Origin of the sequence: Streptomyces sp. NPDC048644, assembly GCF_043199105.1 — a bacterium.
Lineage (GTDB): Bacteria > Actinomycetota > Actinomycetes > Streptomycetales > Streptomycetaceae > Streptomyces.
The window spans coordinates 124577-146315 of sequence record NZ_JBICVO010000017.1; the positions used below are offsets into that span (position 1 = coordinate 124577).

At 72.3% G+C, this 21739-nt stretch carries 24 protein-coding genes; 10 read left to right on the plus strand and 14 right to left on the minus strand.

What is annotated here, in order from left to right:
• Positions 1-4: 4 nt before the first annotated feature.
• The 4 genes from ACGFNI_RS30015 to ACGFNI_RS30030 all read right to left on the minus strand — a co-directional run bounded on the left by ACGFNI_RS30015 (position 5) and on the right by ACGFNI_RS30030 (position 3496).
• Positions 5-646, minus strand: a complete 642-nt coding sequence (locus ACGFNI_RS30015; RefSeq protein WP_393687934.1) for an isochorismatase family protein — start codon at positions 644-646, stop codon at positions 5-7.
• A gap of 45 nt (positions 647-691) precedes the next feature.
• Complete coding sequence (locus tag ACGFNI_RS30020; RefSeq protein ID WP_393687936.1) at positions 692-1471, minus strand: 2,3-dihydro-2,3-dihydroxybenzoate dehydrogenase; 780 nt, start codon at positions 1469-1471, stop codon at positions 692-694.
• 161 nt (positions 1472-1632) lie between these two features.
• On the minus strand, positions 1633-2688 hold the full coding sequence (locus tag ACGFNI_RS30025) for a methyltransferase (RefSeq protein ID WP_393687938.1): 1056 nt from the start codon (positions 2686-2688) through the stop codon (positions 1633-1635).
• A 172-nt stretch (positions 2689-2860) separates the two neighbouring features.
• Complete coding sequence (locus tag ACGFNI_RS30030; RefSeq protein ID WP_393687940.1) at positions 2861-3496, minus strand: TetR/AcrR family transcriptional regulator; 636 nt, start codon at positions 3494-3496, stop codon at positions 2861-2863.
• 231 nt (positions 3497-3727) lie between these two features.
• Here ACGFNI_RS30030 and ACGFNI_RS30035 point away from each other — a divergent pair, with 231 nt between their 5' ends.
• On the plus strand, positions 3728-4939 hold the full coding sequence (locus ACGFNI_RS30035; RefSeq protein ID WP_393687942.1) for an FAD-dependent oxidoreductase: 1212 nt from the start codon (positions 3728-3730) through the stop codon (positions 4937-4939).
• Between the two features lie 74 nt (positions 4940-5013).
• Entirely contained in the window at positions 5014-5556 is a 543-nt protein-coding gene (locus ACGFNI_RS30040; RefSeq protein ID WP_393687944.1) for an HAD domain-containing protein, read from the plus strand.
• Between the two features lie 9 nt (positions 5557-5565).
• Here the strand turns inward: ACGFNI_RS30040 and ACGFNI_RS30045 are convergent, their stop codons facing one another.
• The 5 genes from ACGFNI_RS30045 to ACGFNI_RS30065 all read right to left on the minus strand — a co-directional run bounded on the left by ACGFNI_RS30045 (position 5566) and on the right by ACGFNI_RS30065 (position 9380).
• Positions 5566-6261, minus strand: a complete 696-nt coding sequence (locus ACGFNI_RS30045) for an HAD family hydrolase (protein ID WP_393687945.1) — start codon at positions 6259-6261, stop codon at positions 5566-5568.
• Between the two features lie 35 nt (positions 6262-6296).
• Positions 6297-6995, minus strand: a complete 699-nt coding sequence (locus tag ACGFNI_RS30050) for a phosphatase PAP2 family protein (RefSeq protein ID WP_393687947.1) — start codon at positions 6993-6995, stop codon at positions 6297-6299.
• Between the two features lie 101 nt (positions 6996-7096).
• Entirely contained in the window at positions 7097-8035 is a 939-nt protein-coding gene (locus ACGFNI_RS30055) for a M56 family metallopeptidase (protein ID WP_393687949.1), read from the minus strand.
• Between the two features lie 163 nt (positions 8036-8198).
• Entirely contained in the window at positions 8199-8804 is a 606-nt protein-coding gene (locus tag ACGFNI_RS30060; RefSeq protein ID WP_393687951.1) for a DUF5134 domain-containing protein, read from the minus strand.
• 189 nt (positions 8805-8993) lie between these two features.
• On the minus strand, positions 8994-9380 hold the full coding sequence (locus ACGFNI_RS30065) for a VOC family protein (RefSeq protein WP_393687952.1): 387 nt from the start codon (positions 9378-9380) through the stop codon (positions 8994-8996).
• Between the two features lie 178 nt (positions 9381-9558).
• On the opposite strand from ACGFNI_RS30065, the gene ACGFNI_RS30070 reads away from it, so the two are divergent.
• Positions 9559-10092, plus strand: a complete 534-nt coding sequence (locus tag ACGFNI_RS30070; protein WP_393687954.1) for a GNAT family N-acetyltransferase — start codon at positions 9559-9561, stop codon at positions 10090-10092.
• Positions 10093-10143: 51 nt separating this feature from the next.
• Here ACGFNI_RS30070 and ACGFNI_RS30075 read toward each other — a convergent pair whose 3' ends face one another.
• The 4 genes from ACGFNI_RS30075 to ACGFNI_RS30090 form a co-directional block, all read right to left on the minus strand.
• Entirely contained in the window at positions 10144-10947 is an 804-nt protein-coding gene (locus ACGFNI_RS30075) for an amino acid ABC transporter ATP-binding protein (RefSeq protein WP_393687956.1), read from the minus strand.
• Entirely contained in the window at positions 10944-11852 is a 909-nt protein-coding gene (locus ACGFNI_RS30080; RefSeq protein ID WP_393687958.1) for an amino acid ABC transporter permease, read from the minus strand. The genes ACGFNI_RS30075 and ACGFNI_RS30080 overlap by 4 nt, the downstream gene beginning before the upstream one ends.
• Positions 11849-12727: an ABC transporter substrate-binding protein gene (locus ACGFNI_RS30085; protein WP_393687960.1), complete on the minus strand. Its 879-nt coding sequence runs from the start codon at positions 12725-12727 to the stop codon at positions 11849-11851. The genes ACGFNI_RS30080 and ACGFNI_RS30085 overlap by 4 nt, the downstream gene beginning before the upstream one ends.
• Before the next feature lie 130 nt (positions 12728-12857).
• Positions 12858-13541 carry a glycerophosphodiester phosphodiesterase gene (locus ACGFNI_RS30090; RefSeq protein WP_393687962.1) on the minus strand — a complete coding sequence of 228 codons (684 nt, stop codon included), beginning with the start codon at positions 13539-13541 and terminating at the stop codon, positions 12858-12860.
• A 790-nt stretch (positions 13542-14331) separates the two neighbouring features.
• Between ACGFNI_RS30090 and ACGFNI_RS30095 the strand changes: the two genes are divergently transcribed.
• The 4 genes from ACGFNI_RS30095 (at position 14332) to ACGFNI_RS30110 (ending at position 18596) form a co-directional block, all read left to right on the plus strand.
• Positions 14332-15735, plus strand: coding sequence for a DUF6421 family protein (locus ACGFNI_RS30095; protein WP_393687964.1), 1404 nt, complete (start codon positions 14332-14334; stop codon positions 15733-15735).
• A gap of 56 nt (positions 15736-15791) precedes the next feature.
• On the plus strand, positions 15792-16553 hold the full coding sequence (locus tag ACGFNI_RS30100) for an SDR family NAD(P)-dependent oxidoreductase (protein WP_393687966.1): 762 nt from the start codon (positions 15792-15794) through the stop codon (positions 16551-16553).
• On the plus strand, positions 16550-17620 hold the full coding sequence (locus tag ACGFNI_RS30105) for a threonine aldolase family protein (RefSeq protein WP_393687968.1): 1071 nt from the start codon (positions 16550-16552) through the stop codon (positions 17618-17620). The genes ACGFNI_RS30100 and ACGFNI_RS30105 overlap by 4 nt, the downstream gene beginning before the upstream one ends.
• A gap of 277 nt (positions 17621-17897) precedes the next feature.
• Positions 17898-18596 carry a B3/4 domain-containing protein gene (locus tag ACGFNI_RS30110; protein WP_393687970.1) on the plus strand — a complete coding sequence of 233 codons (699 nt, stop codon included), beginning with the start codon at positions 17898-17900 and terminating at the stop codon, positions 18594-18596.
• Positions 18597-18607: 11 nt separating this feature from the next.
• Here the strand turns inward: ACGFNI_RS30110 and ACGFNI_RS30115 are convergent, their stop codons facing one another.
• A complete protein-coding gene (locus tag ACGFNI_RS30115; RefSeq protein WP_393687972.1) occupies positions 18608-19324 on the minus strand; it encodes a lysophospholipid acyltransferase family protein in 717 nt (238 codons plus the stop codon).
• Between the two features lie 316 nt (positions 19325-19640).
• On the opposite strand from ACGFNI_RS30115, the gene ACGFNI_RS30120 reads away from it, so the two are divergent.
• From ACGFNI_RS30120 to ACGFNI_RS30130, 3 genes are all read left to right on the plus strand, one after another.
• Positions 19641-19973 (plus strand): thioredoxin family protein, encoded by a 333-nt coding sequence (locus tag ACGFNI_RS30120; RefSeq protein WP_393687974.1) that lies wholly within the window; start codon positions 19641-19643, stop codon positions 19971-19973.
• Positions 19974-20198: 225 nt separating this feature from the next.
• Positions 20199-20705 carry a flavin reductase family protein gene (locus ACGFNI_RS30125; protein WP_393687976.1) on the plus strand — a complete coding sequence of 169 codons (507 nt, stop codon included), beginning with the start codon at positions 20199-20201 and terminating at the stop codon, positions 20703-20705.
• Between the two features lie 212 nt (positions 20706-20917).
• The gene (locus tag ACGFNI_RS30130; RefSeq protein WP_393687978.1) at positions 20918-21703 is read left to right on the plus strand and encodes an electron transfer flavoprotein subunit beta/FixA family protein; all 786 of its coding nucleotides are present in this window, start codon (positions 20918-20920) and stop codon (positions 21701-21703) included.
• Positions 21704-21739 lie beyond the last annotated feature (36 nt).

Sequence of the window (21739 nt, forward strand, 5' to 3'; positions counted from 1 at the left end):
GCGTTCAGAACCCCTCGGTGTGCCGGACGAGCGTGTCGGTGGTGGTGACGACCGCGCAGGTGCCGGCCGCCCGGCGCAGCGCCTCGTGGTGGTCGGCCGCGGAGAAGTCGGCGACCGCGTCGGCGGCGACGAACGCCTGGATGTCCCGCATCCACGCGTCGCAGGCGGTCATCAGCACGCCGATGTGGGCGTAGACGCCGACCACGACGAGCTGGTCGCGGCCCTGGGCCTGCATCCGCTCGGCGAGGTCGCTGCGGACGAACGCGCTGTACTTCCACTTGGTGAGGACCGTGTCGCCGTCCTGCGGGGCGACCGGCGCGGCGATGGCCGCGGCGTCCGGGTCGTCCGGCAGGCCGGGGCCCCAGAAGTCCTGCTGGAGCCCGCGCTCGGCGGGGCTCTGGCCGCCCGGCTGCGCGGAGTAGACGACGGGGATCCCGGCGGCCCGGCAGCTCGCCGCCAGCCGGCCGACGTTGTCGAGGAGTTCGGTGACCGGCGCGGCCCCTTCGGTGAAGGCGCGCAGGAAGTAGTTCTGGAGGTCGTGGACGAGCAGGACGGCTCTGCGGGGATCCACGGTCCAGTCGACCCGGTTCGCGGGCAGGTCGTCGGGGGCGGGCATGGGGTAAGGAGCGATGGCGGGGAGCGCCATGACGGGCGGCCTTTCGGTGAAGCGGCAGGGGGGCGGGACGGAAGGTCAGGCGCGCAGCGTCGCGCCGCCGTCCACGTACAGGTCGTGCATGGTGATGTGGCGGGCCCGGTCGGAGACGAGGAAGCCGACGGCCTCGGCGATGTCGGTGGGCTCGGCGATCCGGCCGAGTGGTATGCCGACGCGGTAGGCGTCGAGGTCGCCTTCGATGACGCGGTCGCGGGCGTCGGGCCCGTTCCACAGCTGCCGCTGCATGGGGGTGTCGGTGGAGCCGGGGGAGACGACGTTGCAGCGCACGTTGCTGCGGGCGAGTTCGAGGCCGAGGCACTTGGTGAAGAGCGTGGCGGCGGCCTTGGACGCGGCGTAGGCGGCCATCCCGGCGCGCGGTACGCCCGCCGCGTTGGAGCCCACGGTGATGATGCAGCCGGAGCGGCGCCCGGCCATCTTCCGGGCCGCGGCGCGGGCGAGCACGAAGACACCGGTGGTGTTGACCGCGAACGTGTCGTCCCAGTCCTGGTCGTCGAGTTCGACGACGGCTCCGGGGCGCAGCACGCCGGCCACGTTGACCAGGATGTCGAGGGCGCCGACGGTCTGTTCGGCCTCGTCGACCAGGGCGTTCACGGCGGTGCGGTCGGTGATGTCGACGGCGCGGGCGGTGATTCGCTCGGGTCCGTAGGCGGTTTCCAGGGCGGCGATGCCGGCCAGGTCCCGGTCCACGGCGACCACTCGCGCCCCTTGGTCGGCCAGCAGTCGCGCCACGGCCTGTCCTATGCCCCGGCCCGCGCCGGTGACCAGCGCCGTCCGCCCGGAGAGTTCGGTTTCCCGCACGCCGGATCCCCTCAGTGAGTGAGTGTCAATTAGGTAAGGCTAACCTAACACGTGCTGGTGGGGGAGGTGCCGGGCCGACGGATGGCAAGAGCCAGGCGCAGCTCGGTGCCCCCGACTTCCTTACGGAGGCACCGAGTTGCGCGAGGGACGGCCGCCGGCGGTCAGGCGGGCTCGGCCTCGATGAGGGAGAACCGGCTGGGCGCGGGCAGTTGCGTCACGCTCCGGACGGCGAAGCCCGCACCGCGGCACAGCTGCGCGAACTCGTCACGGGTGCGCTCCCGGCCCCCGATGTTGACCAGCATGTTGAGGTCGCTGAGATAGATGCCGGCGACCGCCGGATCCACCACGTCCGGCAGCACGGGCTCGATGATGAGCAACCGCCCGTCGTCCGGGATGACGCGCCGGCAGTGGCGGAGGATGTCCGTGCAGCGCTCGTCGTTCCAGTCGTGGATCACGCTCTTGAGCACGTAGAGGTCCGCGCCCTCCGGGGCGCCGGTGAAGAAGTCCCCTGCCACCAGCGAACACCGCCCCTCAAGACCGGCCCGCTCCAGTGTCGCCCCGGCCTGTGCCAGCCCCTCCGCGCGGTCGAAGATGATGCCGTGCAGCGCCGGATGCGCCCGCAGTACCGGCGCCAGCAGGGTGCCGTCGCCGCCCCCGATGTCGGCCACGGTGCTGAACCGCCCGAAGTCGTAGGCCGCGGGCAGGGCTTCCGCCGTGTCGCGGGTGACCTGGCTCATGGCGGAGTTGAACTGCTCGGACAGCTCCGGCTGTTCGGCGAGATGCCCGAAGAAGTCGGTGCCGAAGATCCCGTCGAACGACGTCTCGCCGGTCCGTACGCTCTCGTCCAGCAGGTCCCAGGCGCGCAGCACGACCGGGTCGGTGAACAGCCGGACGAAGGCGTGCAGTGACTCGGGGCGGCGGCTGTCCAGCGCCTCCCCGGCCGGTGCGACGGCGAACCTCCCGGGCGCCCGTTCGGCGAGCACGCCCAGCGCGGCCAGTGCGCGCAACAGCCGCCCCATGGCCTGCGGCTGCGCCGCACAGGCGGCCGACAGCTCGTCGGCGGTGCGCTCCGCGTCGCCGATCTTCTCGACGATCCCCAGCCTGGTGGCGGCGCCGAGCACCTGAGCGGCCATCGACCCGAGGGCGAGCTGCGTCACCGTCCTCCGTGCCCCGGTCTCCGCGGGGACCTCGTACGACGTCGACCCGTCCGATGCCATGGGAACACCCTTCTGCTCGGCAGTGTCGCGGGCAGAGTCCGGCGGGGGTACGGCGGCTCCCTATGGCGCCCGTCCCACCCGGTCCCGCGCTAGTTAGGGTAGCCTAAGTTACCGTCAACTCATCTGCAACGCCCGGCTGTTCGCCGCGTGCCGGAGTCCCGGGCGAGACGGGTCATGCCGCCGGATCCCGCCCCTGCGCGCCGCTGTCCGGCTCCTGCCGCCCGTCGCCCGTCGCGGCCCGTGCGAGGGCGTGGCTGGCGCGCCGGGCGGCCGCGATGACGTCGTCGGGCCCCGCGTCCGTGCCCTTCGCGGCGAGGAGTGCGGCGGCGGTGGTGTCGAAGGTCATGCGGATGAGGAGGCGGTCCACCGCGCTCGCGTCCTCGCCGGCGAGGAGACCGACGACGGTGTCGAAGGCCGAGCGGACGTCCTTGCCTTCGCCCGCGAGCCGCCGCATGAGGGGCTGGTTGGCCTGTGCGAGGCGCATGGCCTGGAGGTGCTCGGTGGTGGTGTCCGTCATCCACCGCAGGGCCGCGCGCTGCGGCAGATCCGGGGTCCTGGGCTGCGCGGTGATCCATGCGACGAGCGCGTCGAGGTCGGCGCGGCGCCCGGCCATCAGGCTCACCACGATCTCCTCCTTGTTCCGGAAGTGGTAGTAGAGCGCCGACTTGGTGAGCCCCAGGGCTTCCGAGATGTCCCGGATCGAGGTGGCCTCGAAGCCCTTCTCGGTGAACAGCTTCAGGGCGACGCGAAGGATGTCCTCGCGGGTACGGGCGCCGGAGCGCCGGTCCTTCCCGGTGGGGGTCGTCATTGCTGCTGGTCCTCTCGTGGCCGCCCGTTTCCGGTCCCATCCTACTTGCTTACCGACCGACCGTTCAGCTAGCTTCACCTTACCGACCGCCCGTTCAGTAAGCGCGGCTCTCCGGCATGCACCACTCCCGCCGAAACCTCAGGAACGGGCCGATCACGACGCCCTCCCACGGGCCACACCGATCCGGGCCCGCGCCACCACGACCGCCACCCAGAGCAAGGGAAGTCCACCGTGAAGACCACACCCACCCCCCGCACAGCCATCGTCGGCGCGGGCCCCGCGGGCCTGTTGTGCGCCCGCGTCCTGCAACGGCACGGCATCGACGTCACGGTCTACGACGCCGACGCCTCCCTCGACGCCCGAGACTCCGGCGGCACCCTCGACCTGCACACCGACTCCGGGCAGATCGCCCTGGAGGACGCCGGGCTGCTCGACGCCTTCACCGCGCTGGCACGGCCCGAAGGCCAGGCCAAGACCAGGCTCGACCACCACGGCACCGTGCTCGGCTCCTTCGCACCCGACGACGGCGACGAAGCCGCCCCCGAGATCGACCGCGGACAGCTCCGCGCCCTGCTCGCCGCGCACGTCGCACCCGGCACCGTGCGCTGGGGACACAAGCTGGTCCGCGCCGTCCCGCTCGGCGGCGGCGCGCACCGCCTGGAGTTCGCGGGCGGCGCCACCGCCGAAGCGGACCTGGTGATCGGCGCCGACGGCGCCTGGTCACGGGTCCGCCCGCTGGTGAGCGACGCGGTGCCCCGCTACAGCGGCGTCTCGTTCCTCGACGTCAGCTTCGACGACGCCGAGCGCCGCCACCCCCGCATCGCCGAACTCGTCGGTGACGGGCACCTGTTCGCCAACGACGGCGACGGCAGGGCCGTCATCGCCCAGCGCAACAGCAACGGCCGCATCCGCGGCTTCGTCGCCCTGCGCACCGGCCTCGACTGGCACACCAGGGCCGGCATCGACCTCGGCGACGCGGTCGCCGTCAGGGAATTCCTGCTGCGGGAGTTCGACGGCTGGGCCCCGCAGCTGCTGCCCTTCCTCACCGACAGCGACGGCGGATACCTGAACCGCCCGATCCACACCCTGCCCGCCCCGCTCACCTGGCCGCACACCCCCGGCGTCACCCTGCTCGGCGACGCGGCCCACCTGATGTCCCCGTTCGGCGGCTTCGGCGCCAACCTCGCCATGCTCGACGGCGCCGAACTGGCCGGTGCGCTCGCCGCGGCGGCCACCGCCGACGAGGCCGTCACCCGCTACGAGGCGACCATGCTGCCCCGCTCCGGCTCCCACGCCACCGGCGCCAACGACGCCCTCGACCGGTTCTTCGCCATCGGCGGCGCGCACCCCGGCGACCTGCCCGACCACGCGGCCGAGCACCGCCGCTACCGGGAGGCCGCCGCCGCGTACCGCCGCGGGGAGCCCCTCCGCGCCCCCGAGTAGGCGGCACCGGCCGGGGGGCCGGACGGCGGGGGAACGGTCGCGTCCGCACGGCAGGGGGGAGCATCATCGAACCCGTGACTGTCCCGCGTCCGATCCTCTTCCTCGACGTCGACGGCCCGCTCAATCCGTGGCGGGCGGATCCGGAACGGATCGAGCGGGCCGGATACCGCACCCTGGCCATGCGCCCCACGGGCTGGGAGCCACCGGTCCCGGCGCTACTGGTCCGGCTCGACCCGCGGCACGGCCCGCTGCTGCTCGCCCTCGGGTTCCGCCTGGTGTGGGCCACGACCTGGAAGGCCGACGCCAACACCTGGATCGCCCCGGTGCTGGGACTGCCTGACCTCCCGTACGTGGAGTGGCCGCCGCTGGGCCGGGACGACGGGGAAGAGGTGCACTGGAAGACCCGCCGCCTCGTGGAGGTCGCGGCGGGCCGCCCGTTCGCCTGGGTGGACGACGAGATCAGCGCGCACGACCGCGACTGGGTCGCCCTGCACCACGCGGGCCGCGCCCTGCTGCACCGCGTCGACCCGGCCGTCGGCCTGCGGCCCGGCGACTTCGGCGCGCTGCGGGAGTGGGCGGCGGGCCCGGCAGCGGGCGGCGGATGGCGGGGCGGCTGACCCGGCGGCTCACCCCACCAGATCCAGGGCCGGGCGCAGGCTGTCCGGACGCCGCTCGACGGGCAGCGGGTCGACCGGCAGGTAGCCGCAGCCCAGCGCCGTCGCGCCGCCGTCGGCCCGCCGGTCGTCGCCGACCATCAGGGTGTCGGCGGGCGCGACCCCCAGCTCCCGGCAGGCGACGCCGAAGAGACGCGGGTCCGGCTTCTGGATGCCGTGCTCGAACGAGAGCACGCACGACCCCAGGAAGCGGTCCAGGCCGTGGGCGCGCAGCACCGGCCGCAGGTCCCAGCCGATGTTGCTGACCACGCCGATACGGATGCCGCGCCGGTGCAGCTCCGCCAGGACGCCGACGGCATCCGGATAGGGAAGCCACGCGTCCGGCGTCCTGTGACGCTCGTAGAGCGCCGGGTACAACTCGGGGTCCGGCAGCGGGACGCGGCGCGCCAGCGCGGTGTACAGCGCACGGTGCCGGGCGGCGTCACTGTCGCGGGTCAGCCACAGTTCCGCCAGCTCGTCCGGGACCTCGACGGGAGGGACATGGCCCGGCAGGGCGCCCGCCCGCTCCAGTTCCGCGGTGGCACGGCGGATGTCCGCTTCCGCCATGGCGGTGCCGGTGGCGCGCAGGGCCGCGCGCAGCCAGGAGTCCACGGACTCGATGTGCAGCAGCGTTCCGGAAAAGTCGAAGAGCACGGCCTCGATCGTCATGCCCGCCATCCTGCCCGCCCCGCCGGGCCCGCCGGTCAGGTTCCCGCCGCTTCCCCGCGGCCCGCCGCGCCCCGCCGGTGCTCGTACGCGGCGTGGGCCGCCACCGAGCCCGCGGCCACCGCCCCGCCCAGCAGCCACCCACCGACGACGTCGGACGCCCAGTGCACCCCCAGGTGGACGCGGGTGAACCCGACGCCGAGCATCGACACCCCCACCGTCACCGCCGCCGCTGTCCGGTACACCCTGGCGGCGCCGTGCCGGTGCAGCAGCCACAGGGCCAGGCCGCCCGCGACCGTCAGCGACAGGGCGTGCCCGGAGGGGAAGGCCGAGTAGTGCGCCGATGCCACCGGGTCGGGCCAGACGGGACGGGCCCGGTCCACCACCGCCTTCAGACCCTGCTGAACTGCCGTGCCCGCCAGCGAGGTTGCGGCCACCCAGACGCCGGGCAGCCACTCGCCGCGGCGCACCAGCCAGCAGACCACCACCGCGAGGCCGGCCCGCACGGTCCAGGGATCCCACAGCCAGTCGGTGAGCAGCCTGCTGACCCGCGTCCAGCCGGGCGCGTCGACTGCCGCGCGGTGCAGCCCGTTCGCGAGGGCCGTGTCGCAGGCGACCAGCGGCTGCCAGTGGACCACGACGAGCAGCAGGACGAGGGCGGCGGACGCGGCGCATGCCACGGCGACCGCCGCCGCCACGGGTCGGACCACGGCGGCGGGGTGCGGCGTCGATACCATGCGCCGATCCTCGCCGACAGCGGTCACCGTCCGCCACGGCACGGGCGTGCCGAACGCTTCTCCGGGATCCGTCTCCGGGGTGTGTCCGCGAATTTCCCTGGTCAGTGGGTCAGCGCGCTGAGCCCCGGCACGAACGTGATCAGCAGCGGCACGGCGGGCACCAGGGCCGCACAGGCCGTCATCCGGATGCGACGGCCGGGGGTGAAGCGGGCCGCCGGGGCCAGCAGCCGGTCCACCCGCTGCGGTACCTGCGCGTGTTGGGTCGGGCAGGGCCCGAACACACCGCGGTCCTCGTTGAGTTCGACCAGCGCCAGGGCGATGGTCAGCCGGCCGAAGCGGCGCGACGCCACATCGTCGGCGGCGAGTTCGACCAGCCGGTGGACCTGGTCGCGGAACGCGGCGAAGACCGGGATCTGCGGGAAGCCGACGGCCAGCGCCGAAGCCGAGTGCAGCAGCAGATCGTGCCGGGCGCGGGCGTGCCCCTGCTCGTGGGCGATCAGCGCATCGAGCTGACGCCCTTTCAGGCGCCGCAACGCGGAGGTGGTGATGACCAGTTGGGGCGAGGAGTGTGGCAGCCACCAGGCTTCCGGGCGGTCACCCTCCAGGACGATCAGACGGTCGCCGGACCGCTCCTCGCCCGGCAGCAGCGGGGAGCGCCGCAGCAGATCGGCCCTGCGCTGCCTGCGGCGGGCCCGCACCGCGCGTACCTCGCGGGTCAGCACCAGACCCGTCCACGCCGCGCCGCCCGCCAGCAGCAGCGCCAGCGATCCGGCCCACGGTCCGTACGCGTTGAGCGCGTACGCCTCCACGACCACACGCGGCGCGAAGCCGAACACCGGGCCGCGCACGGCCTCCCACGCGGCGGCTGCGCTCAGCGACATCGCGAGCGCGCAGCACAGCAGGACACCGGCGACCACGCACTGCCACACCCACAGGGCGAGCACCGGTTCGCGGTCGGGCCAGTCGGAACGGGCCATCAGCCGCGGCGCCATCGACGCGGCCAGCACGCCGAGGATCATCAGCGCGAGGGGGACCATCATGCGGCCAGCCTATGAGCGCCCGGCTACCGGGTGGTACGGCCGTGCGCCGGAAGTGACGTACGCCACCCCCGAGGTGCGTGTGGCCCGACCGCCGGCGAGGACCGGGCGCCGACGGGGCAGGACCGGGCGACCGCGCACCGGACCGGCGGGCGGACAGCGGCCGTCAGAGCGTCATCAGCATCGCGAACATGCCGATCCCCATGGCGATCCCGCACGCGCCGACCACGTCGGACCGCCCCGCCGCCCCCACGGAAACCGGCGGCGATCCGGCCGCCACCGCCCCCGCCGCCACGGACCCCGCGCCCGCCACCAAGGAGCCCGCCGGTATCAGCCGCAGACCCGCGACGATCACGAACACCGCGTAATAGCCGAGCAGCAGGCCGGTCAGCAGCGGCAGGCCGCCCGCCGCCGCATGCCCGGCGTGCGCCGCGCCACCGGCCGGCATCCCCGCCATCGGCATCGTCGACGCCATCGACAGCGCCATGTAGACCATCGTGGCGGAGCCGATCGCATGGTGCGGATGCCGGTGCCACAGCTCCCACAGCGCCGCCGTGCCGAAGACCACGGCGTACCCCCACGACAGCCGGACAGGCTGCGCCACCACCGAAGCGGGCAGCGCCATCACCGCCATGCCGAGCCCCATCAGCGCCCCGCCACGCGCCTGGGTCCGCTGCGCGGCGGTGCCCGTACGCACCCGCGCCAGGCAGTACCCGCCCGTGGCGGCGCACAGCGCCACCAGCAGCCAGCCGGTCACCGACGATCCGTGCACGGTGCCCCCTTCGTGCCCGCCGCCCGGACCGGCGCGGCCACGGACGCAGCGGGCATCGATCCCGTACGTACGCCCGCAGGATGCCCGGACCCGGCCCGGCACACGGGAGCGCACGGGTGTAGCGGGGGAGCGCATGACGGGCCGCCCCAGGGGGAGCGCGGCGACCCCGGTGGTTCGGGGCCGGGGCCGTCAGGGGCGGTAGCGCAGCGGATGGCCGGCGGGGACCTCGGTGACCGCGATCCGGTGGCCGTCGGGGTCGGCGATCCACATCTCGATCAGCCCCCACGGCTCCTTCACCGGGGGCCGCAGGATCTCCACGCCGCGTCCCACCAGTTCCTCGTGCACGGCCGCCGCGTCCGCCACCTGGATCCACAACTGGAGGGTGCCGCTCGCGGGCTCCGCGGAGCGCCCGGAGACCTCCAGGAAACCGCCGCCCAGGAAGTAGACGGTGCCGCGCTCCGGCCCCGTGCCGAACTCCCGGTAGACCTCCAGGCCCAGCGCTTCCCCGTAGAAGGCCCGCGACCGCTCGGGATCGGACGGCCTCACCAGCACCCTGCTGCTCAGTACGTGCACCATGCGGCGGACCCTACGCCCCGCGCCCCGGCGGCCGGTACGGGCGGGCCGGGCGGACGGTGGACGAAAGGCCCTGACGGCGGGGCCGCGCCTCTTGTTAGCCTCCCTTTCAGCCGGCCCTTCGGACGCTTCGCGCCACCGATCCGCGCCGTCCGCACGCCCCGAGAGGACCCCGTACACCATGCCCGTCAGCCCGCTCGCCTTCCGTTCCGCCACCGACGCCGACATCCCCGGGCTCGTCGAGTTGATCGAGTCGGCATACCGGGGCGACGCGAGCCGGGCCGGCTGGACCACCGAGGCGGACCTGCTGGAGGGGCAGCGCACCGACCCCGACGGCGTGGCCCGCGTGGTGCGGCAGGAAGGCAGCCGGCTGCTGATCGCCGAGCGCGACGGTGCCCTGATCGCCTGCTGCCAGCTCGAACACCGCGATGACCACGCCTACTTCGGGATGTTCGCGGTACGCCCCTCGCTCCAGGGCGGCGGCCTGGGCAAGGTGATCATCGCCGAGGCGGAGCGCACCGCGCAGGCCGACTGGGGCGTGCGCGAGATGCGGATGACCGTCATCCGGCAGCGCGATGAACTGATCGCCTGGTACGAGCGCCGCGGCTACCGGCGCACCGGCGAGCTGAGCCCGTTCCCGTACGGCGACGAGCGGTTCGGCATCCCCCAGCGCGCTGACCTGGCGTTCGAGCTGCTGGTCAAGCCGCTCGACTGACGCCGCGGGCCGGGGCGCGTCCGGTGCCGGGTACCACCGCCCCGGCGCCCGCTACAGCCGCCCCGCCTGGATGATCCGTTGCAGGAACTGCCGGGTGCGTTCCTCGCGCGGTGCGCCGAAGAGCTGTTCCGGAGCGCCGCGTTCCAGTATCACCCCGCCGTCCAGGAAGCAGACCTGATCGGCGACCTCGCGGGCAAAACCCATCTCGTGGGTCGCCAGCACCATCGTCATGCCCTGGTCCTTGAGGTCACGGACGACGGCCAGGACCTCGCCGACGAGTTCCGGGTCGAGCGCCGCGGTGATCTCGTCGAGCAGCAGCAGACGGGGGCGGCAGGCCAGCGCCCTGACGATGGCGACCCGCTGCTGCTGGCCGCCGCTGAGCCGGTCAGGATAGGCACCGGCCCGCCCGCCGAGCCCCAGCCGTTCGAGCAACTCGTGCGCCCGCGCCTCGGCCTCGGCGCGCGGGATCCGGTGCACCCGGCGCGGCGCCAGCGTGATGTTGTCCAGCACCGTCATGTGCGGGAAGAGGTTGTACGCCTGGAAGACCACGCCGATCCTGCGGCGCACGGCGTCCACGTCCGCCCGGGGGTCGGTGATCTCCTCGCCGTCCAGGAAGATCGCGCCGTCGTCGATCTCCTCCAGCAGATTCGCGCAGCGCAGCAGCGTCGACTTGCCGGACCCCGAGGCCCCGATCAGCGCGGTGACGGTGTGCGGGGCGACCTCCAGGTCCACGTCCCGCAGCACCACCGAATCCCGCCCGTACGTCTTGCGGACCGCATCGAGCCGCAGCACCGGAGCCGTCCCGGCCGCCCCGTCCTCCGCGGTGGCACCTGCCGTCTCCACGGTCCCGCTCATGTGACACCTCCCTGGGCGCGACGCCGGTCCATCCGGGCCGTCACCCAGTCCGTCAGCCGCGTCATCGGGATCGTCAGGGCGACGAAGACCAGCCCGGCGACCACGTACGGCGTGTAGTTGAAGTCCTTGCCCGCGATGATCTGCGCCGCGTACACGGCGTCCACCGCGCCCGCGATCGACACCAGACCGGTGTCCTTCTGCAGCGACACCAGGTCGTTCAGCAGCGGCGGCACCACCCGCCGCACCGCCTGCGGCAGCACGACGAAGCGCAGCGCCTGGCCGCCGGAGAGCCCCAGGGAACGCGCCGCGGCCCGCTGCGATGGATGGACCGACTCGATGCCGGCCCGGAACACCTCGGCCACATACGCCGAGTAGGTCAGCACCAGCGCCGAGCCGCCGAGCACCACCGGGTCGGTGGTGACCCCCTGGAGCCGCAGCGCCGGGACGCCGAAGACCACCATCAACAGGCAGATGATCAGCGGCAGTCCGCGGAAGAAGTCGGTGTACGCGGTCGCCAGCGCGCGCAGCGGGAAGAACACCGGACCACGCAGGGTGCGGGCCACCGCCAGCAACAGCCCGATCACCAGCACCGCGGCCCCGCACACCACCAGCAGCCGCAGGTTCAGCAGCAGCCCCTCCAGCACCTTGGGCAGCGCCTGACGCGCGTAGTCGGCGCTGAAGAACGTCTCACGGGTGCGCGGCCAGCCGGGGGAGCGGGTGATGACGAGGAAGAGGACGGCCGCCGTGACGAGGGTGCTGAGCGTGGCGACGGTGGCGGCGCGGCGGGCACGGACCCGCCGGAAACGCTCGCGGTCGAGACGCCGCTGCGAGGGCACGTACCCGTCGTCGGCGCCACCGGCAGCGGCCGGCCGCTCGCCCTTCAACACCCCCTTGCCGTACGTCACTTGAGCACCGGGGCGTGGGCGGCGTCGGCCAGCCACTTCTTCTCCAGGGCGGCGAGGGTACCGTCCTTGCGCAGCGCGTCCACCGCGGCCGTGACGCAGCCGGTGAGGCGGCTCTCCTTGTCGAGGACGAGTCCGAACTCCTCCTTGTCCCCGCCGGTGGCCGGGAACTGGCCGACGACCTCGGCGTCCTTCACCTCGGCCGAGGTGATGTAGAAGGCCGTCGGCAGGTCGATCACGATCGCGTCGACCTGCCCGTTCTTCAGGGCGGACTTGGCGAAGTCGTTCTTCTGGTAGACGGCGGGCCGCCGGCCGGGCTTGATGGTGTCGTTGATGACGTCGAGGCTGGTGGTGCCGACCTGCGCGCCGAGCCGCGCCCCCTTGAGGTCGGCGATGCTCTTGGCGCCCGCGGCCTTGGAGCCCTTGCGCGCGACGATCGCCTGCCGCACGTGGTAGTAGCCGGAGGAGAAAGCGACGGCCTGCTTGCGCGCGGCGCTTATCGAGATCTGGTTGATGTCGAAGTCGAACTTCTTCTCGCCGGGCGCGAAGGCGTTGTTGAACGGCACGGTCTGCCAGGCCACCGCGTCCTTGGCGTATCCGAGTTTCCCGGCGACCGCGTACGCCACCGCCGACTCGAAGCCCTTGCCGCTGCCCGGCTCGTCACCGACGAACCACGGGGCGTACGCGGGCTTGTCGGTGCCGACGGTGAGCTTGCCGGCCGTGACGGTGGCGAGCTTGCCGCGCGCGCAGCTCTGCTTGCCTGGCCCGGCGGCGCTCGGGCCGCCGGGCGCCGCGTCCTGCGGGGCGCAGCCGGCGGTGGCGAGCAGCACGGCGACGGCACAAGAGGCGAAAGATACGGGACGGTTGGCGAGGCGCATGGCGGGAGAGTGGCAGTGCGCGGGGCCATCTGTCGAGATCACCGGGGCGAACGTCCGTATGCTGGAAGGTCGTTGCACGCCTGTGAACTGCGCGTTTCGCCACCGTCCCGGCAAGCGCCTGACACTCGCCTCACGCCGTGAACCGCACCGCCCGCCGGATCTCGGGACGGTCGGTCACCACGCCGTCGAGGCCGAGCCCGCGCGCGATGCGCAGCTGATCGTGGGTGTTGACGGTCCACGCCAGGACCTTGAGCTGTGCGGCACGGGCGCGTTCGACCAGTTCGATGGTGAGGCGGCGGATGTTCAGCGAGAGCATCGTGGCGCCCACGGCCCGTGCGCGGTCCACCACGTCGATGCCGTACCGGTCGGCGACCAGCGCGGTCCGCACCCCGGGAAGGAGCGTGCGGATCGCCGCCAGCGCCTCGTCGTGGAAGGAGATCACCTCGACCCGGCCGGTCAGATCGCGGTCCCGCAGCACATCGGCGAGCGCCTGCGCTGCCGCCACGTCCTTGATCTCCGCCTGGAGCGGCGCCCCGACCGCCTCCACGACCTCGTCGAAGACCGGGATCCGCTCGCCCCGCCCGGCATCCAGCTCACGCAGCTCGGCCAGGGTCCGCTCGCGGATCGGCCCGGTGCCGTCGGTCGTCCGGCTCACGTCCGCGTCGTGCATCACCACGAGCGCGCCGTCCTTGCTCAGATGCAGGTCCAGTTCGATGACGTCGAGGCCCTCGCGCTCGGCGCGCAGGAACGAACGCAGGGTGTTCTCCGGCTCCACGCCCATCATTCCGCGGTGCCCGATGGTGAGAAAGGACAAGGCTGCCTCGCTTCTGTCGGCTCGGTACTGCTGTGACTGGGTGGTGCTGCGGGTGCTGCGGTACGCCTGCGGCAGCCGCCGTCGCGACGCAGGAAGGACGCCGCGGCCGTCGGCACAAAGCCGTACGAAATGGCGCACAGCCTAACGGGCCACGCCCCCGGCGGACCGCCCGCAGGGGGCACGCGCGGTACGTCCGGTACGAGTACCCGCCGCGTCCCGGATCAGACCCGGGACGGCGGAGCGGACAGGGGCGGCACGGGTGTTCACGGGGGCTCCTTCCCCGGAGGAGGCGGCGCGTGGGGGCGCGCACGCTGGTACCTGTCCGCCCGGAAGGCCCGCGAACCGGCTCACCCGTGCGTGGGCGAGTCCCCCGCGGGCTGACGGGCCCGCCCGGCTGCCGCCCACGGCACGGCGCACACGGCACCGGATCCGGCCATGAACACCCGCGCGTGTGCCGGGTGCGCGCCCGGCCGCCGGCCGCCTGCCGTGGCGCCGGAACCGCTGCCCCGGCAGGTCACCGGGGTCGGGTCGCGCCCCACCCCCGGGTGCCGGTGCCGACAGCACCTTTTCCCGGCATGCTCCACGCCTTGCCCATCCCGCCCGAAGCGCCGGAGAAAACGCGTGCGAACCGACCCGAACTGTCAGAACGTATCGTCGAAACCCATACCGGCAGGAAAAATGTTCGTGATCAGGGGGAGTCGACGGAATAATTTTCAGATCACCCTCTTGAGCGAAAGAACATGGCTGGTTACGGTGGTTCCACCACACGATCTACCGCCGGAGGGCAGTCATGACGGAAATCCTTTCGCCCGTGGGTGCTCAGAGGAGTGCCGGGAGCACGAGCGCGGAACGGGTGGTCGACCACCCGGCGTGGCCGATGCTCAAGGACGCGGTCGAGACGCTCCGCCCCTGGCAGGCCAAGGACGGCTCCATCGACCTGACCGCCGAGGGCGCGCCGTCCGCCGCCGCGGTCCGCCAGGAGGTCGACCACGCGATCGCGGCCATCGGGGAACTGGCCCCGCTGCTGCCGCACAACGCCGCCTACCACGAGGCACTCGTCTCCGACCTGTTCCGCTGGGCCGACAACGGCTACGGCGTCCCGGACTTCCTCGACTCGCTGCTCGCCTTCCAGCCCGCCAGGCAGCGCGCCGACGGCCTCCAGCACCTCGTGCTCTTCCCCATGTACACGCAGAACGGCAACCCGGACCGCAACTTCGAAGCGGTCGTGCTGCGCATGGTCTGGCCGGACTGGCTCGCCGAACTGGAGCGCACCCGCTACGACAACCCCCTGTTCTGCGGCATCACCTTCGAGGACTTCACCGCGGGCTACGACACCAACTCCGCGGTCCTCTTCCCGGAGACCATCGCCGTGCGCGAGGCCCCCGAGCGGTTCACCTGGGGCGGCATCTTCTGCGACCGCGAGGCCGCCCGTTTCCGCCGGGTCGCCGGGGCCGCGATCGAGACGCTCGGCATCGAGATCCCGCAGGCATTCGGCGACATGCTCGGCGACCAGGAACGCTGCCAGCAGGCGTTCGTGCTCTGGGACATGGTCCACGACCGCACCCACAGCCACGGCGACCTGCCGTTCGACCCGTTCATGATCAAGCAGCGGCAGCCGTTCTGGATGTACGGCCTGGAGGAGCTGCGCTGCGACCTCACCGCCTTCCGCGAGGCCGTGAAACTGGAGACCGAGGGCTACCGCCAGGCACGCGACGTCCAGTACGCGGTGCTCTTCGACCGGATGTTCCGCTTCCCCGTCACCGGCGAGCGGGCCCGCAACTATGACGGCCTCGGCGGCCAGCTGCTCTTCGCGTACCTCCACAAGCATGACGTCGTACGCTGGACGGACAACACGCTCCACATCGACTGGGAGCGGGCGCCCAAGGTCACCAACGAGCTGTGCGGCGAGATCGAGAAGCTCTACCGCGACGGCATCGACCGGCCCAAGCTGGTCCACTGGCTCGCCGCCTACGACCTCGTCTCGGCCTACCTGGCGCCGCACCCGGGCTCGGTCTGGGCGAAGGGCCCCGACGCCCTGGACCTGGACAAGCCGCCGCGCAAGCTCGTGGACGACGTACTTCCCGACGAGTTCCCGCTCAGCATGTTCTACGAGGCACTTGCCAAGAAGCTCCGCACAGTGATCGCCTCCACCAAGGGCATCACGGCCGCGCGCGAAGTGCCGGCGGCGGCGTGAGGGCCGGCCGGGACAGCGGACGGAAGGCCGTCCAGGAGAATGAGGAGGCGACGGAGATGACTACTTCGACGGGCGGCCAGGGGCCGCTGGAAGGCGCCGTCATCGCGGTGGCAGGCGCCGCGGGCCCCGCAGGACGGGCCACCCTGCTGCGGCTGGCCGAGGCCGGCGCCACCGTCGTCGGCTCCGACGCGGACGCCGCGCGGCTGGCCGAAGCGGTCGACGCGGCCCGCTACGCGCACGGCGGCGCCACGGTGATCGGCGACACCGTCGACCTCCTCGATCTTGAACAGACCCGCACCTGGGCGGAGCGCACCGAGAAGGAATTCGGGCGCATCGACGGCCTGGTGCACCTGGTGGGCGGCTGGCGCGGCGCGAAGAGCTTCGCGGGGGCCGATCTCCGGGACTGGGACCTGCTGCACAACCTCCTCATCCGAACGGTCCAGCACACCTCTCTCGCCTTCCACGAGGGCCTCGAACGGAGCGGTAACGGCCGCTATCTGCTGACCAGCGCGGCCGGTGCCAGCAAGCCCACGGCGGGCAACGCCGCGTACGCGGCCTCCAAGGCGGCGGCCGAGGCGTGGACACTGGCGCTCGCCGACGCGTTCCGCAAGTCGGGGGGCGAGGAGGGGCCGCGCGCCGCGGCTGCGATCCTGGTCGTCAAGGCGCTCGTCAACGACCAGATGCGCGCCGAGCGACCGAACGCCAAGTTCGCGGGCTTCACGGACGTCACGGAGCTGGCCGAAGCCATCGCCGGGGTCTGGAGCAGGCCCGCACGGGAAGTGAATGGAAAGCGTCTGTGGCTGACCCCCGAGCCGTGAGCAACGACAAGACCGATGCCCGGCAGCACCACGACCCCCAGGTACGCGGCTTCGCCAGCGACAACTACGCGGGCGCCCACCCGGAGGTCCTGGCGGCGCTCGCCCTCGCCAACGGCGGCCACCAGATCGCCTACGGCGAGGACGACTACACCGCGCACCTCCAGCGGATCATCCGCAGCCACTTCGGGCAGCGCGCCGAGGCGTTCCCGGTCTTCAACGGCACCGGCGCCAACGTCGTCGCGCTCCAGTCGGTCACCGACCGCTGGGGCGCGGTGATCGCCGCCCAGTCGGCACACATCAACGTCGACGAATGCGGCGCCCCCGAGCGGGTCGGCGGCCTCAAGCTGCTCACCGTGCCGACCGACGACGGCAAGCTCACCCCCGAGCTCATCGACCGTGAGGCGTACGGCTGGGACGACGAGCACCGCGCCATGCCGCAGGTCGTCTCGATCACCCAGAGCACCGAGCTGGGCACCCTCTACACACCTGACGAGATCCGGGCGATCTGCGAACACGCCCACGAGCGCGGGATGGTGGTGCATCTCGACGGCTCACGGATAGCCAACGCCGCGGCGTCCCTGGACGTCCCGATGCGGGCGTTCACCAACGCCGTGGGGGTGGACATCCTCTCCCTCGGCGGCACGAAGAACGGCGCCGTCTTCGGCGAGGCCGTCGTCGTCCTCAACCCCGACGCGGTGCGCGCGATGAAGCATCTGCGCAAGCTGTCCATGCAGCTGGCCTCCAAGATGCGTTTCGTCTCCGTGCAGTTGGAGGCGCTGCTCGCCAAGGACCTGTGGCTGCGCAACGCCCGGCACGCCAACACCATGGCGCAGCGCCTGGCGGCCGGTGTCCGCGGGATCGACGGCGTGGAGATCCTCTACCCCGTCCAGTCCAACGCGGTCTTCGCGCGGCTGCCGCACGACGTCAGCGAGCGGCTCCAGAAGCGCTACCGCTTCTACTTCTGGGACGAGGCGGCCGGCGATGTGCGCTGGATGTGCGCGTTCGACACCACGGAGGATGACGTCGACGGCTTCCTCACCGCGCTCCGCGAAGAGATCGCCCGCTGATACGAGCACCCTTAACTGAATATCTATGCGTCCGGCCGGAAGTTCATTGACTTCCGGCCGGACGCGTCAGCATTCAGGCGGCGAATAGATGGCGCCGACGCGTTCCGCCCTGATCGTGAGCAGCTGGCCTGGCCGGTTCGATCGGAGTGCAATGAAGTGGACTCGCCAGTACTATTTGCTGAACCGCGCCCGGCCGTGCTCCAATGCCTCAAGCAGGCCGTCGACCGGCCGCACCTCTGGCAGACGCTTCCCACCGAATTCTGAGGCACCCCACCCCATGACTCGTACCCTGCACGTCTCCGACGACGTACGTGCCCTCGCGCCGGGCTTCGCGCACCTCGTGATCGAGGCGCACGGGCTGACCAACGGGCCCAGCGACGCGGCGACTTCCGGTCTGCTGGACGAGGCGGCCGGGCGGCTCACCGCGCGGCTGGCCGGCGGCGCCGTTCAGGACGACCCGCACATCGCGGCCTGGCGCGCCGCCTACTCCGCCTTCGGTACCAAGCCTTCACGCACCCGCAACTCCGCCGAGGCACTGGCCCGCCGGGCGCTCGCCGACGGCCAACTGCCGCGCATCAACCGCCTCGTCGACCTCTACAACGCCATCAGCGTCGCCCACCTCGTCCCGGTGGGCGGCGAAGATCTGGACCGTATCCAGGGCGGCATGCGGCTGCTGCGGGCCACCGGCGACGAGCCGTTCGCCACCGCGGCCGGCGGCGTGGAGACCGTCGAGCACCCCGAGCCCGGCGAGGTCGTCTGGTGCGACGACGAGGGTGTCACCTGCCGCCGCTGGAACTGGCGGCAGGGCGTCCGCACCCGGCTGACCGAGGAATCGGTCAGCGCCCTGTTCCTCCTGGAAGGAATGGCGCCGATGTCACACGACGAGCTGCGGGCCGCGGGCACCGAACTCGCCGAGAACCTGGAGAAGACCTGCCCCGGCGCCCGCGTCGAGATCGGCGAGGTCAGGCACGGCTGACCCGCCGTCTGCTACGCCGCGCCCCCGGGCGCGGCAGGGGCGGTGCCGCCCAGGTGGGCCGGGATCCACCAGGTGTCATCGGGGCCCTTGGGCCGCACCGGATACGCGCGCTGGGCGGCCTCCAGCAGGTCCTGCACCCGCGCCCGCAGCCGGTCGGTGATCTTCTCCGCCTGCTCGGCCGGATCGGCCTCCAGCGGCTCGCCGACCCGGATCGTGATGGGGAAGTGGTGACGGCCGAGATCGCGCTTGTGGCCCTTCGTCCACAGTCGCTGGGTGCCCCACAGCGCCATCGGCAGCAGCGGCACCCCGGCCTCCTGTGCCAGCCGCGCCGCCCCCGACTTGAAGTTCTTGAGCGTGAAGGACTCGGAGATCGTCGCCTCCGGGAAGACACCGATCACCTCGCCCGAGCGCAGCGCCGTCAGGGCGTGCCGGTACGCGTGCACGCCCTGCGAACGGTCCACCGGGATGTGCTTCATGGCGCGCATCAACGGCCCCGACACCTTGTGCCGGAACACCGACTCCTTGGCCATGAACCGCACCAGGCGCTTGGCCGGCCGCGCCGCGAGACCGGCGAAGACGAAGTCCAGATAGCCGATGTGATTGCTCACCAGCACCGCACCGCCGCGCCGCGGAATATTGTCCGCACCGGCGATGTCGAACTTCAGGTCGAGCGACTTGAAGATGGTGCGAGCGGCACCGATCACCGGCGGATAGACGAGCTCTGCCATGTCGGAGGACCCCATTTCTGTACCCGGGGAGGGTTCTCCCGGCGGAAACCTACGCAGCCGTAAGTGTGCGGCTTTCGGGTGATCGTGCCCGATCAGGGCCCCGGCGGCTACCGCGAGGCCCGCCAAGGCCGGGAGATTCTCGTCACGTGAGGGTCTGCTCAGCGCGCGCCTTCCCCGTTCAGAAGGTACACGGCCCCCCGGAACGCGACGGCTCCGGGAATCTTTACGCGCCGCCGCGCGCTGCATCCCACGACGACTGGACACGGTGGGCGTCGGCCCGAGGCGCGCCCCCACCGCCGCGACGGAAGGCTGATCGGTGCGCGCACGCGAGGACGGACAGCGGCTCGGCGCCGCGGACATCGGCACGGAACCAGGGGAGCGGGCCACCCTCGTACAGTTCTCCAGCGCCTTCTGCCAGCCCTGCCGCGCCACCCGCCGCACCCTCACCGAGGTCGCCGCGATGGTCGAGGGGGTCACCCACGTCGAGATCGACGCCGAGGCCCACCTCGGCCTCGTACGCACCCTGGGCATCGAGCGCACGCCGACCGTCCTGGTGCTGGACGCGGCGGGCCGGATCGTGCGCCGCGCGGCGGGTCTGCCGCGCAAGGCCGACGTCATCGCCGCACTCGGTGAGGCGGTCCGTGATTGATCTCCCAGATACCGGGCGCCACTTGACGCTACGCCCGGTGCATCGTCACTCTGACGTTATGCGCCCAGGAACCCTTTTGTACGGACGCGTGCACGTAGACCTTCTGCGGACCGCCAGCGCGCGCTGTCCGCGCGTGTGAGCGGCGACGACACCTCCGCAGCCGGCGGCGAAACGCCCGCCGGCCGCGCTGCCACGGCTCGTACCCCCCTGCAGAAGGACAATTCCATGACGGCATCGCCCGACCTCGGTACGCCCCGCACCGCCACCCCCGACCTCCTGCGCGCCGTCTTCCGGCAGCACGCCGCGGGGGTCGCGGTGATCACCGCACAGGGCGCACGCCCCGTCGGCTTCACCGCCACCTCCCTCACCTCGGTGGCCGCCGACCCGCCGCTGCTCTCCTTCGGCGTCGGCACCGCCGCTTCCAGCTGGCCGACGCTCGCCGACGCCGAGCACATCGGCGTGCACATACTCGGCGAGCACCAGCAGGAGCTGGCCGCCACCTTCGCCCGCAGCGGCGCCGACCGCTTCGGCCCCGCCACCTCCTGGCGCGAAGGACCCGAGGGCGTGCCCCTCCTGGACGGCGTCCTGGCCTGGCTGGTGTGCAAGGTCATCGCCAGGGTGCCGGCCGGCGACCACCGCATCGTGCTCGCCCAGCCGCTCGTCGGCGACCCGGCGGGGCGCGGCAGGCCGCTCCTGTACCACCAGGGACGCTTCAACGCGCTGCGCGACTGACGGGTTCCCGTAACGCTTCGTCATCGCCGGGTCGGGGCCGTTGGGTAGGTCACAGTTCGACGGCCTTGATTCCGGGGACGAGACTGGTTGTACTGGTGAGTAATATCGGTGTTGGCGCGGGGATCCCGAACCGACCCGGAGCCGCCCCAACAGGCGCCTATGCTGCCAGCACAAGGCAGTTCTGAAGAGACGAAGCAGGTAGGAGAGCCGGCGTGAGCTTGAGGATCGTTGTCTGTGTGAAGTACGTGCCCGACGCCACCGGCGACCGGCACTTCGCCGAGGACCTGACCGTCGACCGCGACGACGTGGACGGCCTTCTCTCGGAACTCGACGAGTACGCCGTCGAGCAGGCCCTGCAGATCAAGGAAGCGAACGACGAAGCCGAGGTCACGGTCCTGACCGTCGGCCCCGAGGACGCCAACGACGCGCTGCGCAAGGCACTGTCGATGGGCGCCGACAAGGGCGTGCACGTCGAGGACGACGACCTGCACGGCACCGACGCCCTCGGCACCTCGCTCGTGCTCGCCAAGGCCATCGAGAAGACCGGCTACGACCTGGTCGTCTGCGGCATGGCCTCCACCGACGGCACGATGGGCGTGCTGCCCGCGCTGCTCGCCGAGCGGCTGAACGTGCCCCAGGTCACCCAGCTCTCCGAGGTCGCCGTCGCCGACGGCAAGGTCACCGGCCGCCGCGACGGCGACACCGCCAGCGAGCAGCTGGAGGCCGCGCTGCCGGCCGTCGTGTCCGTCACCGACCAGTCGGGCGAGGCGCGTTACCCCTCCTTCAAGGGCATCATGGCCGCCAAGAAGAAGCCGGTGGAGTCGCTGGACCTGGACGACCTCGACATCGAGGCGGACGAGGTCGGCCTGGAAGGCGCCTGGACCAAGGTCGACGACGCGACCGAGCGTCCGGCCCGCACCGCAGGCACGGTCGTCAAGGACGAGGGCGAGGGCGGCAAGCAGCTCGCCGAGTTCCTCGCGGGCCAGAAGTTCATCTAAGGCCCGTGGGCCGGGAGTTCACACCGTGCGCCCGGC

Bases quoted from the DNA above. Each gene is read 5' to 3' on its own strand.
- ACGFNI_RS30015 (WP_393687934.1), bottom strand. From the start codon at position 646: ATGGCGCTCCCCGCCATCGCTCCTTACCCCATGCCCGCCCCCGACGAC.
- ACGFNI_RS30025 (WP_393687938.1), bottom strand. From the start codon at position 2,688: ATGGCATCGGACGGGTCGACGTCGTACGAGGTCCCCGCGGAGACCGGG.
- ACGFNI_RS30030 (WP_393687940.1), bottom strand. From the start codon at position 3,496: ATGACGACCCCCACCGGGAAGGACCGGCGCTCCGGCGCCCGTACCCGC.
- ACGFNI_RS30045 (WP_393687945.1), bottom strand. From the start codon at position 6,261: ATGACGATCGAGGCCGTGCTCTTCGACTTTTCCGGAACGCTGCTGCAC.
- ACGFNI_RS30050 (WP_393687947.1), bottom strand. From the start codon at position 6,995: ATGGTATCGACGCCGCACCCCGCCGCCGTGGTCCGACCCGTGGCGGCG.
- ACGFNI_RS30055 (WP_393687949.1), bottom strand. From the start codon at position 8,035: ATGATGGTCCCCCTCGCGCTGATGATCCTCGGCGTGCTGGCCGCGTCG.
- ACGFNI_RS30065 (WP_393687952.1), bottom strand. From the start codon at position 9,380: ATGGTGCACGTACTGAGCAGCAGGGTGCTGGTGAGGCCGTCCGATCCC.
- ACGFNI_RS30070 (WP_393687954.1), top strand. From the start codon at position 9,559: ATGCCCGTCAGCCCGCTCGCCTTCCGTTCCGCCACCGACGCCGACATC.
- ACGFNI_RS30075 (WP_393687956.1), bottom strand. From the start codon at position 10,947: ATGAGCGGGACCGTGGAGACGGCAGGTGCCACCGCGGAGGACGGGGCG.
- ACGFNI_RS30085 (WP_393687960.1), bottom strand. From the start codon at position 12,727: ATGCGCCTCGCCAACCGTCCCGTATCTTTCGCCTCTTGTGCCGTCGCC.
- ACGFNI_RS30095 (WP_393687964.1), top strand. From the start codon at position 14,332: ATGACGGAAATCCTTTCGCCCGTGGGTGCTCAGAGGAGTGCCGGGAGC.
- ACGFNI_RS30100 (WP_393687966.1), top strand. From the start codon at position 15,792: ATGACTACTTCGACGGGCGGCCAGGGGCCGCTGGAAGGCGCCGTCATC.
- ACGFNI_RS30110 (WP_393687970.1), top strand. From the start codon at position 17,898: ATGACTCGTACCCTGCACGTCTCCGACGACGTACGTGCCCTCGCGCCG.
- ACGFNI_RS30115 (WP_393687972.1), bottom strand. From the start codon at position 19,324: ATGGCAGAGCTCGTCTATCCGCCGGTGATCGGTGCCGCTCGCACCATC.
- ACGFNI_RS30125 (WP_393687976.1), top strand. From the start codon at position 20,199: ATGACGGCATCGCCCGACCTCGGTACGCCCCGCACCGCCACCCCCGAC.